The 17,175-nt window shown below is 31.8% G+C and carries 11 protein-coding genes; 3 read left to right on the forward strand and 8 right to left on the reverse strand.

Annotation, left to right across the window (positions count from 1 at the left end; translation table 11 throughout):
* The first annotated feature begins 24 nt into the window (after positions 1–24).
* Together ACSHW5_RS03830 and ACSHW5_RS03835 are read left to right on the forward strand one after the other, a co-directional pair.
* The gene (locus ACSHW5_RS03830) at positions 25–711 is read left to right on the forward strand and encodes a YjjG family noncanonical pyrimidine nucleotidase (RefSeq protein ID WP_435674792.1); all 687 of its coding nucleotides are present in this window, start codon (positions 25–27) and stop codon (positions 709–711) included.
* A gap of 258 nt (positions 712–969) precedes the next feature.
* Positions 970–1,782 carry a hypothetical protein gene (locus ACSHW5_RS03835; protein ID WP_435674793.1) on the forward strand — a complete coding sequence of 271 codons (813 nt, stop codon included), beginning with the start codon at positions 970–972 and terminating at the stop codon, positions 1,780–1,782.
* Positions 1,783–1,840: 58 nt separating this feature from the next.
* Here the strand turns inward: ACSHW5_RS03835 and ACSHW5_RS03840 are convergent, their stop codons facing one another.
* A complete protein-coding gene (locus ACSHW5_RS03840) occupies positions 1,841–3,112 on the reverse strand; it encodes a replication-associated recombination protein A (protein WP_435674794.1) in 1,272 nt (423 codons plus the stop codon).
* A 76-nt stretch (positions 3,113–3,188) separates the two neighbouring features.
* Here ACSHW5_RS03840 and ACSHW5_RS03845 point away from each other — a divergent pair, with 76 nt between their 5' ends.
* Complete coding sequence (locus ACSHW5_RS03845; RefSeq protein ID WP_435674795.1) at positions 3,189–3,860, forward strand: rhomboid family intramembrane serine protease; 672 nt, start codon at positions 3,189–3,191, stop codon at positions 3,858–3,860.
* A 28-nt stretch (positions 3,861–3,888) separates the two neighbouring features.
* Here the strand turns inward: ACSHW5_RS03845 and rlmB are convergent, their stop codons facing one another.
* The 7 genes from rlmB to ACSHW5_RS03880 form a co-directional block, all read right to left on the reverse strand.
* Positions 3,889–4,641, reverse strand: a complete 753-nt coding sequence (gene rlmB, locus ACSHW5_RS03850; RefSeq protein WP_435674796.1) for a 23S rRNA (guanosine(2251)-2'-O)-methyltransferase RlmB — start codon at positions 4,639–4,641, stop codon at positions 3,889–3,891.
* An 81-nt stretch (positions 4,642–4,722) separates the two neighbouring features.
* Positions 4,723–6,081 (reverse strand): hypothetical protein, encoded by a 1,359-nt coding sequence (locus ACSHW5_RS03855; protein ID WP_435674797.1) that lies wholly within the window; start codon positions 6,079–6,081, stop codon positions 4,723–4,725.
* A gap of 18 nt (positions 6,082–6,099) precedes the next feature.
* Positions 6,100–7,005, reverse strand: coding sequence for a hypothetical protein (locus ACSHW5_RS03860; RefSeq protein ID WP_435674798.1), 906 nt, complete (start codon positions 7,003–7,005; stop codon positions 6,100–6,102).
* Positions 7,006–7,024: 19 nt separating this feature from the next.
* The gene (locus ACSHW5_RS03865; RefSeq protein WP_435674799.1) at positions 7,025–8,473 is read right to left on the reverse strand and encodes a RagB/SusD family nutrient uptake outer membrane protein; all 1,449 of its coding nucleotides are present in this window, start codon (positions 8,471–8,473) and stop codon (positions 7,025–7,027) included.
* A 13-nt stretch (positions 8,474–8,486) separates the two neighbouring features.
* Positions 8,487–11,552 (reverse strand): SusC/RagA family TonB-linked outer membrane protein, encoded by a 3,066-nt coding sequence (locus ACSHW5_RS03870; protein WP_435674800.1) that lies wholly within the window; start codon positions 11,550–11,552, stop codon positions 8,487–8,489.
* An 830-nt stretch (positions 11,553–12,382) separates the two neighbouring features.
* Positions 12,383–13,822 (reverse strand): SusD/RagB family nutrient-binding outer membrane lipoprotein, encoded by a 1,440-nt coding sequence (locus ACSHW5_RS03875; RefSeq protein ID WP_435674801.1) that lies wholly within the window; start codon positions 13,820–13,822, stop codon positions 12,383–12,385.
* A gap of 12 nt (positions 13,823–13,834) precedes the next feature.
* Positions 13,835–17,074 (reverse strand): SusC/RagA family TonB-linked outer membrane protein, encoded by a 3,240-nt coding sequence (locus ACSHW5_RS03880; protein WP_435674802.1) that lies wholly within the window; start codon positions 17,072–17,074, stop codon positions 13,835–13,837.
* Between the last annotated feature and the right edge of the window lie 101 nt (positions 17,075–17,175).

Genomic DNA, 17,175 nt, shown 5'->3' on the forward strand with positions numbered 1-17,175 from the left:
AGGTATTAGTTTTACATTTATCAAATGAATTTACAACACGTCTTTTTCGATTTAGATCATACCTTATGGGATTTTGAAAAAAATTCTGAACTTGCGTTTCAAAAAGTATTTGTAACTAATAATATTTTAGTAGATATAAATGATTTTTTAAGTGTTTACAAACCTTTAAATCTAGAATATTGGAAATTATACAGAGAAGAAAAAGTAACCAAAAGAGAATTAAGATATGGTAGGTTAAAAAGAACTTTTGATGCTGTAAATTATACTATTTCAGATGATTTAATTGATAAAATGGCCATTGATTACATTGAGTTTCTTCCAGACTTTAATCATCTTTTTGAAGGTACTTTTGATATTTTAGATTACTTAAAAGGGAAATACAAATTACATATTATTACCAACGGTTTTGAAGAAGTGCAAAGTAAGAAAATGGTAAATTCTAAAATCTATCATTATTTTGATGCCATTATAACCTCAGATTCTGTGGGTGTAAAAAAACCAAATTCAAAAGTTTTTGAGTACGCTTTAGAAAAAGCGAAAGCTAAAAAAGAGCATTCTATTATGATTGGTGATAATATAGAAGCAGATGTACAAGGAGCTTTAAATATTGGTATGAAAGCCATTCATTGTAATTTTGAGCAGGAGACTTTTAGTACAACTCAAGATTTTATTTCTGTGCAATCTCTGGTAGAGTTAAAGCAATATCTTTAAGTAAGATTGCGTTAAACAGTTACTAATGAGTTAAGATGTGTGTGTTCAATTTTTTTTAGTACTAGCTTTATACTTTTTAAGTTTTGAAGTTTCTCTATTACTAATTGTTCTAATTATACTAATGTTGCAGGTGTTTCTATGCAATTTTAAAAAAATTAATTTATACGGAATGATTGATAATATCGTGCAATTTAACGATATTGCAACAGCAAATAGTATATCACCACAACTTGGTGTTAATTTAATATTTAAATAAAAATGATAAAAAATATAGCAATAACGTTTATTTTTTTAGCAACGTTATCAACTTTCAGTCAGATAGAAAAATTAAACAATTATAATTATGTAATTGTTGCAGATAAATTTGAATACTTAAAAAGTTCAGATGAATATCAAACAAGTTCATTAACCAAATTTTTATTAAAGAAAAATGGTTTTGAGGTGTTTTTAAGTAATGAAAAACTTCCTACGGAGTTGTTTAAAAATAGATGTTTGGCATTAATGGCAACTGTTGTTGATGATTCTAATATGTTTACCATAAAAAGCTATATAGAGTTTAAAGATTGTTTTGAAAATGTTGTGTACACTACAGAAGTAGGAAAAAGTAAACAAAAAGAATATAAAAAAGGATATCAAGAAGCTATTAGAAGAGCGCATGAAACTTTAGAAGAATTTACGTTAGATTTCCAACCAAGTGAAAATGTTGAGGTAAATAACTCATTAGAAAAAGTAACTGAAAAAGTGAAACCAATTAAGAAAAAGGTGGTAGAGAACAAAGAAATTCCTGTTAAAAAAACACCTATTGTTACAAAAGAAACTACGGTAAAAAAAGGTATTTCTTCAGATGTAAAAGTTGCTAGTAATATTTTATATGCGCAAGCTACAGATCATGGTTTTCAATTGATAGATACAACTCCTGCGGTAATTTTTCAAATTTTAAAAACGAAGAATAAAGATGTATTTATTATAAAGGACAAAAATGGTACTCTTTATAAAAATGGATCAGAGTGGACGGCGCAGTACTATGAAGGAAATACATTGGTAGAAAAACAGTATATTATAAAGTTTTAATTTTTTGTTGATTATTGAAAAGTAAATGATGTATGCGTTTACTTTTTAGTAATTTTTTTTAATAACCATATTTATCTTTCCAACGGTTTTTTAGAATTTCTCTAAATTGATGTTCCCTTGCATTCTCTCCGGGCTCATAAAATTTTGTGCCAGAAATTTCTTCAGGTAAAAATTCTTGTCTTACAAAATTTGAAGGATAATTATGAGAATATTTGTAATTAAGACCATAGTTTAAATCTTTCATTAGTTTTGTTGGTGCATTTCTTAAGTGCAAGGGTACAGATAAATCTCCCGTTTGTTTTACAAAACTTAACGCTTCATTAATTGCCATATAAGAGGCATTGCTTTTGGTAGAATTCGCCAAGTAAATAGCACATTGACTTAAAATTATTCGAGATTCTGGGTTGCCAATTACAGACACTGCATGAAAAGTGTTGGTGGCTAAAATTAAGGCCGTTGGGTTCGCATTTCCTATATCTTCTGAAGCTAAAATTAACATTCTTCTGGCAATAAACTTCACATCTTCTCCACCTTCAATCATTCTAGCCAAATAATATACGGCTGCATTTGGGTCGCTACCGCGGATGGATTTGATAAAGGCGGAAACAATATCGTAATGTTGTTCACCTGTTTTATCATATCTCACTGTATTTTTCTGAATTTTCTCTAAAACTAATGCATTCGTTATTTCAATTTCATCATCTGCTACAACTAATAATTCAAATATATTTAACAATTTTCTTGCATCACCGCCAGAAACTTGAAGTAAAGCTTCAGTTTCTTTTAATGTTATTTTTTTGGTTGATAAAAGTGCGTCCTTTTCCATTGCTCTGTGTAACAAAGCAATTAAGTCGTTTTTATCAAAAGAATTTAAAATATAAACCTGACAACGAGAGAGTAGGGCGGGAATTACTTCAAAACTTGGGTTTTCTGTAGTAGCACCAATTAAAGTAACCCAACCTTTTTCTACAGCACCTAATAACGAATCTTGTTGAGATTTGCTAAACCTATGTATTTCATCAATAAATAAAATGGGGTTTTTAGCGGTAAATAAACCGCCACTTTTTTTTGATTTTTCTATAATTTCTCTCACATCTTTAACACCAGAACTTATAGCGCTTAACGTATAAAAAGGTCTGTTAGATTCGGTCGCAATAATATTTGCTAAAGTAGTTTTTCCAATTCCAGGAGGTCCCCATAAAATTAATGAAGGTATTATTCCTTTCTTTATCAAGTTGGTTAATACACCTTGTTTGCCCACCAAATGTTGCTGACTAATATAATCTTCAATTGTTTTAGGACGGATTCTTTCTGCCAAAGGTTCATTCATAAAGTAAAAATAATAAAGATTTCTGACAGAAGTTGTAAAAAATGATAATGGTTAGATTTTTGTTATTTTTATGTATATGAATGCAGATAAAAAACTTGGTTTTTCTACCACAACTTTTCTAGTACCAATGGTGTATATTGTTGCCATTTGGGTTCTTTATCTTATTGAAATAACATGTGATTTTAATTTTAATAAATATGGAGTTTTTCCTAGAACTTTAGTGGGTTTTAGGGGCGTTTTTTTTACACATTTTATACATAGCAACGTCAGTCATCTTTTTAATAATTCGGTTCCTTTATTTGTGTTATTAAGTAGTCTTTTTTATTTTTATAAAGATGTTGCGTACAAAGTATTGTTTTTAGGTGGTTTTTTTGCAGGGTTTTTAACGTGGATTATTGCTAGAGAATCTTATCATATTGGCGCAAGCGGAATAGTTTATTTACTTTTTAGTTTTGTTTTCTTTAGTGGTATTATTAAAAAACATTACAGATTAATAGCGCTTTCTTTGACGGTTATTTTTCTATATGGCGGTATGATTTGGTATGTTTTACCAATTAAAGAAGGAATGTCTTGGGAAGGACATTTGTCTGGTTTTTTAGTAGGACTTATTTTCGCTGTACTCTATAGAAATAAAGGCATTACTAAAATAGAACATCAGTTTACAGAAACAGAATTTGATTTATTATTTGATGAAAATGGTAACTTTTCTCCTCCAAAGAAAGAAGATGAGATAGAAAATGAATTATAAAATTATTTAAACTTCATACCATTAATTACTAACTATTACCTACCAATCTTTGTCTAACTGTTTCATATAAGAATGCTCCACAAGCAACCGATACATTTAAAGAAGCTATTTCACCTAACAACGGCAGTTTAGCTTTATAATCTACCATTTTTAAAATAGAAGGATTAACACCTCTATGTTCAGATCCCATTACAATTGCAATAGGTTGGTTTAAGTTGATGTCATAAACAGAATCTTCAGTTTTTTCAGTTGCAGCAACTGTTTTTATTTCTGCTGCTTGTAAAATAAACAAAGCGTCTTTTATGTGATCTACTTTACAAATTGGAATTTTAAAAGCGGCACCAGCAGAGGTTTTAATGGTTTCTGCATTTACAGGAGCACTACCATTTTTTTGAATAATGATTCCATTTACACCAGTACATTCTGCGGTTCTTATAATTGCACCAAAATTACGGACATCAGATAATTGATCTAAAAGTAAGAACAAAGGCGTTTTCCCGCTTTCTATAGTTTTTTCAATTAATGCTTCTAAATCATGAAATTCTACTGGCGAAATTTGAGCAACAGCACCTTGATGATTGCTATTTTTAGACAATCTGTCTAATTTTTCAACTGGAACCATACTTGTAGTTAGGTTGTGTGTTTTTATTAACTTATTAAGTTCGTAAAACAATTCTCCTCTAAGTCCTTTTTGTAGATACACTTTGTTTAAAGTAGATCCACTTTCAATAGCCTCAATAATAGCTCTAATACCAAAAATAGTTGTAGTCTCTGTTGTCATTTTGCAAATGTATGTTAAATAAAGGGCATAAAAAAACCACCTCGTAAAGAGGTGGTTAAATTATAATAATTAATTTACTAATTAATAACCGTATGTTCCTTTATAGCTACGAACAGGTTGTTTTTTAGCTTTAAGTTCTGCAGATTTGTTACGTGCTTCATCCATGTTAGATGTACCACCTTTTGCATAAGTATCTATTCTTGTGTATATATAATCAATATCATCAATACTACTACCATCTACACCATACAATGTTACCCAATGAGTAATTGTTCCTGCCTCAAAATCATAAAATCCTGGGTTTGTAAATGGTATACCAAAGAATTCACCACCATAATGGCTCCAGTACGTTGCTTGACCTGCTGTAATTACAGAAGGTACATTAGGCATTAAATCTAATACATCTGCATCTGTAGGATGAATTACAATTGGTAGTGTTTCTGGCTCATCTGTTAATCCTAAAGGAATAAAACCACTAAATAAATTGACTCCTTTTAAAGTATGACCAGTTGCATCGTCTGTATCAGCTGTTATTTCAAAAGTACCGGTCTCTGGCAAGAAAACTCCTGGGAAATCAGTAAATAAACCTGAATAAAAAGCAGATAACCCTCCATAAAAAACTGTAGAGTAGTCATACATTCCTGGCATTAATTTTGCTTTTTCTGCAATAGTAAAAGTTCTTGTCCAAAAGTAATAACCAATTCCTGTTAAAGCAGCTACGTTTTTACCAGATTTATCTTTAAAAGTTCCATCTGCCCATCCTACTAAAATAGCATCATCTGGTGAAAAGGTACCATGAGTTGCAATAGAAATTGTAGTTCCACTTTGTGTGAAATTTGAAGCACCATTTACTGTAATTGCTCTTGAACCAAAGAATCCTGTAAAAGTAACATCTCCACCTTGGTAAAATACAGGCTCACTAAATGCTAAATTAATAGTTGTAAAAGGGCTGTTTGTACCTGGCTGTACATTATGTGCAGGAGTTGTATTATCTCTATCAAAAGTAGGTGCAGCTGTATCTGGTGTAGTTACTGATAATTTAGTAACAGTTTCAGAAATAAAGTTATCTTCACTTTTATGAATTGCGTATACGTCATAAGTATATGCACCATAAATAGCTTCATCTACAGTAATGCTTACGGGTGTAGAACCGTCTACACTAAAACTACCACTTTGCATACCACCACCACTATGTACTTCAGTAGATGTAGGTGCAGCAGTTCCTGAAGGAACTACCATGTAATATCCTTTTCCTTTTGCAGAAGGAGCGTAAGTAACAACAAAGTCGTTATCTGCTACTGTTGCTGCAGGTGCAGAGATGCTAAATGTTGCTGGAGCAACATAAACTGCAGGCTCATAGCTAGATTCATTAGTGGTGTCACATGAGTACATAAATATACTAGCGACACATAATAGTATTAATTTGTTTATTTTTTTCATAATATAAATTTGTATAAATTAATCTAAAGTAAAATCTGTAACAAAAGCAGATCCACATGTAGTACCTCCTGTTGCAACCATACTTCCTGATCCTGCAGGTTGTACCAAGTCATACTCTAAATGTATAACAGGTTTTGCTCCGCTTGTATCAATTGTACCTGCACCAACAAGGTTATAGGTAGGTTGTACATTTCCGTTCCATGTTGTTGTAACATATAACTGAGAAGAAATTGAAACAGTACCAGCTGTTGCATCTATAGAAATAAATACAGGGTGTTCTTCAATTATAATTTCATCCCAATACGTTGGGTCCTGTAACCAGCTATAACCTACACCTCTAATCCAAAGACCAGTACCACAAGGTAATTCTGTAGTTATTGTAATGCCAGTATAGCCACCACAATTGTCATCACCTGTCCAAGTACCTTGGTAAGGTCTTAAGGCTTCTTCTTTTGCGCAATCGTCATCTAAAATGGTAACTTCTACAGATTTCCCAATTCCATCAGGTCCTGGATAACCAGTTGTGTATGTAGATGATCCTAAAGTAAATGTTATTACAACATTTTCTGTTCCTAAAGTAACGTTGTCAATTGGCATAATCTGTACAGTATCTGAGTACACACCATTTGCTGGCGAAAACGTAAAAGAACTTTTATTGTTTACAATTGTATAGTCTGTACCTTCTGTTCCATTTGTAGAAGATGTTGTAAAATCTATAGTTACATCTTCTTGACTTGCAGAACTATTTGCATACAATACAGTTAAAGTAACCGGTGCAGTACTAGCTTCTCCTACAGAAGCTGTAGATCCACTAAATGTTATAAATGCATCATCAGGAAAAGATAAAGAATCTATTGTTTCTTTATTTTCATCACAAGACATAAACAATACTATGGCTGTAATTATCGTTAATATTTTTTTCATTTTTTAAAATTTTAAATTATTATTTAATATAACCTGCTGTTGGCGACATATTTGGATTTAAATTTAACTCATTAACACTAATTGGAAGGTTAAATCTATAGTCTCCAGCTGGTAAAGTTAATTCATCTGCAGGTTCACCACTACCATCTGCTAAATAACCAAAATTAGATCTTGTAATAGCCATACCAAATCTTTTTAAATCGGTAAATCTAACACCTTCAAAAGCTAATTCTAATCTTCTTTCTAACTGAATAGCATCTTTTAACGCTTGTCCTGTTTCTCCACCAGAAGTAAAACCACTATATCTTTGAGACCTAACTGCGTCTAAAGCTGTTAAAGCTGAACCATCTAGGTTTTGTGCTGCTAAAGCTTCTGCTTTAATTAACATTACTTCAGATGCTCTTATAATTTTTGCATCTACAACACCTAATTGAGTAGTACTTACACTAGAGTACCATTTTATAATGTGGTTATAATTTTCACCACTAAATGGGCTTGTTACAAAATAAGCAGTTTTTCTAATATCATTAGAAGCGTATAAAGAATAAAAAGCAAAATCTGGTACATATTCATCTTTAATTCCTCCTGCAGTTTGGCTATATGGTACACCTAAAGTTACTTCTGTAGCATCATCATTTCTTAATCCAAATAAAATACCAGATCTATCAGAATCATTCCAAATACCTGTAAAACTTGTTCTTGAAACAACAGGTGTTGTTACTTTATTTGCAGCAGTTACAGCAGCAGGCATATTACCCATGTGTAAATAAACATTGGCTAAAATACCATTTGCAGCATCTGCATTAGTTCTATAGGTGCCATTTGCTGTTGTAGAACCAATAATACTAGCAGCAGTTGTTAAATCGTCTACTATTTTCTGATAAAATTCTCCAATTGTTAAATCTCTTGAAGGTAAATCATTAATGTCTGCTATTTCAATATAAGGCATTGCTAAAGTTCCATTAGAACCTGCATTTTGTGTTGGAATTTCTCCATAATACTTAATAACATCAAAATGTGCTAAAGCTCTTAAAGTTAAAGCTTCACCCATAACATTATTTTTAAAAGTACCAGCTTCTAAATTATCTATACTACCTAAAATAGCATTAGCATTTCTAATAGTTGCATAAGCTGCTCTAGAAAAGAAATACCCAGAATTTTGATCATAATTCCAATCATACCTTGCTTGTTGGCTAAATCTACCATCTCTACTAATAATTAAATTATCAGATAATACTTCTAAACCCTGTGTAACACCGCCATAGTAATCAACAGTAGGAGCGGTTCCGCCACCAGGTCTATAAATTAGCATAGATTCATAAGCACCATTTAAGGCGTTTGTAAAATCTCCTTCACCTTTAAAAGCTTCTTCTGTAGCTACTGTTGATGTAGGAAAAGTATCAAGTCTGTTATCACAAGAAGTTATTGCGACAACTAAAACTAATAGTGTTATAATATATTTTTTCATTTTTGTTGTTTTTTTAAAATTTAAGGTCTATCCCAAAAGAAATAGTTTTTAAAGTAGGGTAACTATTTAAACTATATTCTCCAGGTATTTGGTCTCTTGTAGTATTTCCTGGGTTTGATTCCGCAGAACCGATACCTACTTCTGGATCTCCTTTGTAGTATGGTACATAGGTCCATAAATTAGTACCTGAAGCATACATTCTAATGTGTGAAAAAGGACTATTTTCTAAATAATTTGATGGTAAACTATAACCTATTTGTAGGTTTCTTAATCTTAAATAATCACCTCTTTGTAAATATCTTGTACTTGTTCCGTTAGAAATAGTTCTGTTATTTAAGTTTACTGCCCCGTTGTAACCATTTGTTACAGGATTAGGTAAAACATTTGTGTCTCCTGGGTTTTTCCAATAATTAAAAGCATCTACTCTTTGGTTGCTGTTTGCACCGGTACCATCAGAAAGTAATTGTTGTTCTACGACATTATAAATATAATTTCCGCCTTTAAAGTAAAAGTCTGCAGTTATGTCAAATCCTTTATAAGAAACACTTGTATTAAAACCACCATCAAATTGAGCAAATGGAGTTTTACCACTTAATAATACGTTGTCTGTATTAGTTGTAGTTACATTATCATTCTCATCTAAAAATAACGCTTGTCCGTTTGCGGGATTAACACCTACATATCTAGATAAGTAAAAAGAATGTACTTCTTCACCAACTCTTAATGTAGTATAATTAGCATAATCAACAAATAAATCATCGTCATTAGCTAATTTAAGAACTTTACTGTCATAAGTACTGAATGTTACACCAGCATTCCATCTAAAGTTTTCATTTCTTATAATATCACCTCTTAATTCAAATTCCCAACCAGAGTTTTCTACCTCTCCAATATTCTTGAAGATTGAACCTCCTCCTTGAATAGAACTAATAGGAACTTGTAATAATAAATCTGTAGTATTTTTCTTATAGTAATCTACTACACCCGTAATTCTACTATTAAATAGCCCAAATTCTATACCAGCACCATAAGTAAAACTTTGTTCCCAACCTAAATTTGGATCACCAAAGTTAGAAGGGTTAGAGGCAGTATTACCATTATAAGAGTTAAAGCCATAAGTTGTAATAGAAGGGTTTGTACCAATCTGGTCATTACCAGAAGTCCCTGCATTAACTCTTAATTTCAAATTATCTACAGTGTCTGAGATTCCGCTAAAGAAATCTTCTTTACTTATATTCCAAGCAGCACTTGCTCCCCAAAATGTACCATACTTTGAGTTAGTACCAAATCTAGAAGATCCATCTCGTCTTACAGTAGCATTTAAAATATATTTGTCATCTAAAATATAATCTGCACTAGCTGCAACAGAAAACAATGTTCTTCTGCTATTAGCACCAGCAATTCTTGAAATAGCTGGTGTAGCACCTGCCCCTACAGTAGTTGGTCCGTTTACAACATATCCTTGAGCACCTGTTGTATTGTTTTCATTGTACCAATCTAGGTACTCCATAAATACGGTGGCATTAACTGCATGTCTTTCATTAAACGTTTTATTAAAGTTTAATTTATTTAAAAGAGAATACTGAAAAGTATTAGAATTAAAAATACTTGTTTCTCCTGTAGGAGTTCCATTAAAAATTAAGTCTAAAGCAGAACCAGCATGTAATATACCTCTAGCAGTTCTGTTGAAGTAACTTACGTTAGATCCAAATTGATAAGAGAAATTATCAGAAAATTTAATGTTAGCATTAAATGTACCAAAGAATCTATTGTCTGTATCATTATCTTCATTAGCTCTAACTTGTGCTAATGAACTAAGTCCTTGATGTGTAGGGTTAAAAGTATCTAAACCTCTAAGGTTAGGTATACGATCTCCGTTAGCATCTGTTAAATATACAGGCTCATAAGGATTAAATGTAAAACGACCGTTAACAGGGTTTTGAATATTATTTCTATCTCTTGGATCTTGATCATTAGAAGTAGAAAAGGCTAAATTTGTACTTAAATTTAACCAACTTGTAGCATCATACCCAACATTTAATCTAGCAGAAGTTCTTGTAAAAGCACTTTCTATTAATTCTATAATACCAGTATTAGAGTCATTGGCAATAGACATAAAATATGTTAATTTTTCATCACCACCTTGAACAGATAAGTTATAAGAGCTAATATGTGCATCTTTTAATAAATCGTCATTCCAATCATGTTCTTGAGAAATTAAACGATCCCATTCACTTTGTAATAAAATTGTAGAACCAGTACCAACACCAATAGCTCTCTCATAGTCTAGTTTTTCCTTAGCATTCATCACTCTAAAATTTCTTTTAGCTTCTGAAGCAATACCTAATCTAGACTGAATTCTAATTTGCGCTTTTTTACCTTTTTTACCTTTTTTAGTTGTGATAACAACAACTCCATTTGCACCTCTTGCTCCATAGATAGCTGTACTTGCAGCATCTTTAAGAACATCCATTCTTGCAATATCCGAAGGGTTTATACCAATAATTTGGTCTTCATCTACCTGAATACCGTCTAAAAGGTAAAGTGGCTCACTACCTGCGTTAATAGAACCAATACCTCTAATTCTAACAAACGCTGCATTACCAGGTTTACCATTCTGAGCTGTTACTTGAACACCTGTTGCAACTCCTTGTAAAGCATTATCGATACTAACTGAATTTGTTTGCTTTTCTAGTTGTGCAGATGTAACAGAAGATACAGCTGAAGAAAGTTCTCCTCTTTTTTTATTGGTATAACCAATAACCACAACTTCTTCTAGTTGTGTTCCGCCTTCTACCATGGTAATATTAATGGTATTGGATCCTCCTACATTTTTTTCTGCGGTTTTATAACCCAGATATCTAAAGACTAAAACGGCACCAGACTTAGCTTTAATGGTGTACTTACCATCAAAATCTGTTTCTGTACCTTTTGTAGTACCTTTGATTAATACACTAACTCCAGGTAATGGTCCTGATTCATCAGAAACAGTACCGGAAATAGTCTTGTCTTGTGCAAACGAAATTTGCACGACCAACGCTAGCAATAGCGTTAAAATTCCATTAAACTTTGTCTTCATTGTATAATTATTTGAATTAATTAACTTCAAAAGTCTTAAATATATCTTAATAAAACAATTTTTTAACATAAATAGTTTTTTTAAAATTTCAATAATAAAAGTAGTGTTTTAATATTTAAGAAAAAAGGTTACTTTTTTTTATAAAGGGTTTCTTATTTAGTGTGTTCTTTACTAGGTATTCCTGTGATTTTTAAGCCTCTTTTTTTTTTGATATTCGCCTTGAATTATTCGAAAATATTTTTTGCGATATTTTAATTTTTTTTATAAAATTATTGAATTGGGTGGAGTTTTTTTTCTATTTAACCTTTTTTTGTAATTAAATATTTAATGATATTGCTATATTGTTGTGTTATTCGTAATCATATTTTATGGGATTTTTTAGTAAAAAATTTTGAAAATTTATCCTATTTTTTAGTGATTTTACGAATCTTATTTTGATGCATTTTAAATACTTATTTTGGATTTGTTTTTGGGAATTATTGTTGAATTTTACCGGTTGATTTAGAGGTGAATATGGTTGAAAAAGATACTTTATTGTCTTTTTTGTTCAATTTTTGTAAAGGTTAATTGGTGTTGATGATTAAATTAAGAGCTTTTTATGTTAAAATTTTGTAAATAAATTGTGATGTTTTTTTAGTTTCAGAATTAGTTTATGTACTGATGTGTTTACAATTGTATATAATCTGTTGCAAAATAGTTGTTTTAAATGTGTAGATATATTTATGTTGTTATTTCTAAGGTATCGTATTCATAATTTATATAAAACATAAAGGAGGCGCAATTTTTAATTGCGCCTCCTTACATAATAAGTATTACTAAGTTATATTAGTTTAGTTCTTATCCCAGAACAATTTTTGTTCTGCAGTGTCAGTTCCAATTGCGGAAGCTGCAGAAGCATAATTTGCTCCATTTAATGTTTGTTCAACTACAGGATATGTATATTTATTTGGATATCCAGATAAAGCATCCGCAGGAGTTTTCATTACAGGGAAATCTAATAATCTTATAGATGTCCAAGCTTCAAAACCTCTGTTATATAATGCTAACCATTTCTGATTTCCAATAATCTCTTTCCATGTTTTAGTTCCAGATAAGGTTGTGTAATCTACAGAAGGCATTGCTAAGTAAGTTGTAGCATCTGCTGCAGTTCCTCCCCAATTTTCTATTGAGGCTGTAATACCAGCATCATAATGGCTTTTTGCAGTTCCTCCAACAGCAAAGGTTCTAGCACGCGCTTCTGATAGTAAAAATTCAACTTCGGCATAATCTAAAATAACACCTGGTGCTTCAGCTGCTTCAACTTGTGCTGCAACATGAGAATGTGATGAGTAATTAGAAGTTGCTCCAATTCCACCACCTACATAACCACCACCTGATACTTCTAAAAAATATAAAGCTCTTCTAGGGTCATTTAAAGTATTCATCATATCAACAATAGTTTCTGCAGCAACAAAATCATGTCTTCCACTTAAAACTAAGTTTGCATGTACAGGATGTGTGTTAGGGTCTGCAGATAAATATTTAAAGTTGGCATTGTCTGCATTACTGGTAAAAACCCCAGCAGAAACTGCAGATTCTACAGTGCTTTTAGCAAAAGCGTTGTCTACATCAGATAATAAGATACCCATTCTTAATTTTAAAGAAGCAGCAAATTTTTTCCAACTTGTTACATCACCACCATAAATATTATCAGCCGTGCCAAAACTACCTTTTGTAGTGTCTAATGCGTTAATAGCTGCTGTTAATCTAGATATTAAGTCTTTATATACAGTAAGTCCATCATCATATTTTGGTAATAGGTTGTCTATGTCTAAAGCCTCTGTATAAGGTACATCTCCAAAAGTTTCAACTAAAATACTGTACGTATATACTTTTAAAATTTCAATTACTTGAAGTTTGTTTGGTACTACTACAGCATCAGATGCTAAAGGGTAGGTTGTAGCGGCAATTACTGTACCTGCTTCATCTAAATCTTTTAATACATCTTTGTATAAAACACTCCAATGTGTACCAGGAATATTACGTCCTACTTGGTCATAGTTACTTTCATCTGTATAAGTAGTTTCCTGTAAAAATTGCGCCCAAAGTTTGGTGTTATTATTGTTTACATTTAAATCAACCATTTGGTCAACTAAATTTTTCTGTGCTCCAGTAAATAAACTTTCTCCTGGAACAGCAGAAGGATCTTTAATGTTCTGATTAAGATTCTCTAAGTTGTTAGAGCACGATGTAATTACTACAGCCGCGATTAATATTAATATTTTTTTCATGTTTTTCATTTTTTAAAATTGAAGTTTAACATTTAAACCGAAATCTCTTGTTGTTGGTAAAGAACCAACTGAGTATCCTTGTAAGTTACCAGATCCTAAACCTCCTTCTGGGTCTTCATGTGGTGTGTTTTTATGAATAATCCATAAATTAGATCCTGTAAAACTAATAGAAGCGTCATTTAAAAATGTTCTATCAAGAACGTTTTTAGTGAAGTTATAGGTAATAGATAATTCTCTTAATTTTACATAACTAGCATCATAAACAAAAGCTGCATTTGGCAACCCTCTTCTATATCCCCAAGCACCAAATCTATCGGCTCTAATACGTGATGTATTTACAGATCCGTCTGCATTAACACCAGGATTAATGAAACCACCACCATCTGCGATAGAGTTTCTTACTGGGTTACCAAGGTCGTTTATAAATGCTGTTTCAGCATATAATCCTGTTGCAAGACCATAGTATTGATCTAAAGAAAAGATACTACCACCTTTTTGTATGTCTAATAAAAAGTTTAAAGAAATATTTTTATATCTAAAACTGTTAGAAATACCCATATTCCATTCAGGATTAATGTCTCCAATTACTTGGTCTGAAGTACCTGTTGCAACATATTGTCCGTTAGACGCATCAACAACTTTTTCTCCATTTATATAGGTGTAATCTGTTCCTTGAATTACACCATAAGGTTCTCCAACACGTGCATTTAAAGTAACACCACCTTGAAAAGAACCTAATTGTAGGTTTTCAATACCATCTACTAAAGATACTACAGTATTTCTGTTTCTAGACCAGTTAACATTCATGTTCCAAGTAAAGTCTTCTGTTTTAATTGGGCTACCATAAGCAGAAAGCTCAACACCTTTGTTTTCAATTTCTCCAGCATTTAATATTTTAGAAGTAAAACCTGTTGCTCTAGAAACAGGAACTCCAAAAATTTGATCTACTGAATTGTTTTTATAATATGCAACATCAAAACCAAGTCTATTGCCTAAGAATTTCATCTCTAAACCAAGTTCCATACTTTTAGTAGTTTCTGGTTTTAAATTTGGATTTTTCTTAACATTACCAACAGATGTGCTTGCGCTTCCAATAGGAGTATTTACTACAAAACTATCATATAAGAAATCAAAAGGAGCACTGTTACCTACTTCTGCGTAGTTAGCTCTTACTTTACCAAAAGAAATCCAATCTTTTTCTATTAATTTAGAAAACAAGAAACTTCCAGATACAGATGGGTAACCAAAAGTACTATGATCAGCAGGTAAAGTAGAAGAGTGGTCTCTTCTGTAAGTAGCGTCTAAAAATAACATATTGTCATATCCTAAAGAAGCACTAATGTAAACACCGTCTACTCCAATTTTTTCAGCTCTTTCATCTGGTAAAGGCAATGCATTTACACTGTTCTGAATAGAATATAGTTTAGGTACACTTAAACCACCGGCAGTAGATATATGAATAATATTTAAATTATTTCTTCTAATATTTGTTCCTAAAATACCTTTTAAATTTACTTTATCGCTTAAGTCTGTATTAAAATTAGCCATAAAGTCATAGTTTGTTTCTGTGTTTTGGATATTTTTTCTTCCATAACCAGAATCAACATTTCCTCTACTTACACCAAAACTACTTGCAACACTTCCGTTTGCTCTTCTTTCTTCTTGTAATTCAGAATAGGTATCTGTAGCAACTCTACCAGTAATGCTTAACCAATCTTTTACTTCATAGGTTAAAGATACATTACCAATAAAACGATTTCTAGAATCATTTTGATAGTTTTCGTAACGTGTCCAATAAGGATTATCCCAAAATATTGGAGCAGATCCAGCATCAGATGTTGATGGGTTCCATGTTACATTTCTTCCCGTAGAAAAGTAAATGTCTTTTTGTTGTTGCAAATCAACATTAGTTTGCCACCATTGCTTAAACATACCTACAATGTTGTCTCCATAACCTGTTGAATTACGTCCTTTTCCTGAAGTCTTAATATAATTAGCTAAACTAGATACTGTAAGTTTTTCACTTAATTTAGTGTTTCCACTGAAAGAGAAATTATGTTTTTTAATTTCACTATTTGGCATTAAGCCAGATTGATCAAATTGTGTATAGTTTATTCTGAAAGAACCATTTTCCATACTTTTATCCAAAGAAATAGAATTTGTTAATGTAATTGGTGTTTCAAAAAATGTAATAGGACCGTTTGCTGCATTTACCCAAGGGGTTGCTTTTTTATAGTTTGGAGAATCTGGGTCAAAAGAATCCCATTGATACACTAAACTACCATCAAAAGGAGCTCCGTAAGATCCGTCTTCTGTATATACAACAGTTCTGTCATTAATTCCATCTCCTGTAATGTCTTCTTCGTACCAGAAACCACCTGGGCCATCATAATATGCCCCGTAACCAGCACCATATTGTGTTTGGTATTTAGCAAAAGTACTCTTGTCAATTTTACCAACTGTCATACCCGTACTAATGGTTACACCAATTCCTTTTGCATTTTTACCTTTTTTAGTGGTAATCATTATTACACCATTTGCTGCTCTAGAACCATATAATGCAGAAGCTGCTGCACCTTTAAGTACGTTTACAGATTCTATATCATCAGGATTAATATCTGATGCTGCGTTACCATAATCATAATAACCACCACTTGCTTGTGCTTGATTAGCAGAATTTGTGTTTGTGTTATTAATTGGTACACCGTCAATTACAAATAACGCTTGGTTACTTCCTGTTAAAGAAGCGTTACCTCTAATTACAACATTAGTAGAACCACCTAAGTTGTTGTTCTTTTTAATTTGTACACCAGCTGCTTTTCCAGAAAGTGCATTTACAAAATTACCACTTTTGTTTGTAGTTAATTCTTCTCCACCAACTTTCTGAGTTGCATATCCTAAAGATTTTTTATCTCTAGAAATACCCAAAGCCGTAACAACTATTTCATCTAAAACGTTGTTGTCTTCTACCATTGCAACATTAATGGTGTTAGAACTACCCACTGTTTTTGTAATAGTTTTGTAACCAACATAACTAAAACTTAAAATGTCTCCTGGTGATGTACTGATTTTGTAATTACCATCAAAATCAGTTTGTGTTCCTTTGTTAGAACCTTTGATAATTACACTTACGCCAGGTAATGTACCTGAAGTGTCTGAAACAGTTCCCGAAACTGTTTTTTCTTGTGCAAACGAAATTTGCACAACAAACGCTAAGAGTAGCGTTAGAATACCTTTAAATTTTGTTTTCATGTTTATATAATTTGAATTAATTAGGCCAAATATCTTAATAATATGTTAAGAAAACAACAGAATGGTTAATTATTGTTAATTTTAAGTAAAGTTAAAGGGGT

It is taken from the genome of Polaribacter sp. (assembly GCF_051251875.1).
Lineage (GTDB): Bacteria > Bacteroidota > Bacteroidia > Flavobacteriales > Flavobacteriaceae > Polaribacter.

Coding starts and splice junctions, on each gene's coding strand:
- ACSHW5_RS03870 (WP_435674800.1), bottom strand. CDS start 11,552: ATGAAGACAAAGTTTAATGGAATTTTAACGCTATTGCTAGCGTTGGTC.
- ACSHW5_RS03830 (WP_435674792.1), top strand. CDS start 25: ATGAATTTACAACACGTCTTTTTCGATTTAGATCATACCTTATGGGAT.
- ACSHW5_RS03855 (WP_435674797.1), bottom strand. CDS start 6,081: ATGAAAAAAATAAACAAATTAATACTATTATGTGTCGCTAGTATATTT.
- ACSHW5_RS03875 (WP_435674801.1), bottom strand. CDS start 13,822: ATGAAAAAAATATTAATATTAATCGCGGCTGTAGTAATTACATCGTGC.
- rlmB (WP_435674796.1), bottom strand. CDS start 4,641: ATGACAACAGAGACTACAACTATTTTTGGTATTAGAGCTATTATTGAG.
- ACSHW5_RS03860 (WP_435674798.1), bottom strand. CDS start 7,005: ATGAAAAAAATATTAACGATAATTACAGCCATAGTATTGTTTATGTCT.
- ACSHW5_RS03845 (WP_435674795.1), top strand. CDS start 3,189: ATGAATGCAGATAAAAAACTTGGTTTTTCTACCACAACTTTTCTAGTA.
- ACSHW5_RS03835 (WP_435674793.1), top strand. CDS start 970: ATGATAAAAAATATAGCAATAACGTTTATTTTTTTAGCAACGTTATCA.
- ACSHW5_RS03865 (WP_435674799.1), bottom strand. CDS start 8,473: ATGAAAAAATATATTATAACACTATTAGTTTTAGTTGTCGCAATAACT.
- ACSHW5_RS03880 (WP_435674802.1), bottom strand. CDS start 17,074: ATGAAAACAAAATTTAAAGGTATTCTAACGCTACTCTTAGCGTTTGTT.
- ACSHW5_RS03840 (WP_435674794.1), bottom strand. CDS start 3,112: ATGAATGAACCTTTGGCAGAAAGAATCCGTCCTAAAACAATTGAAGAT.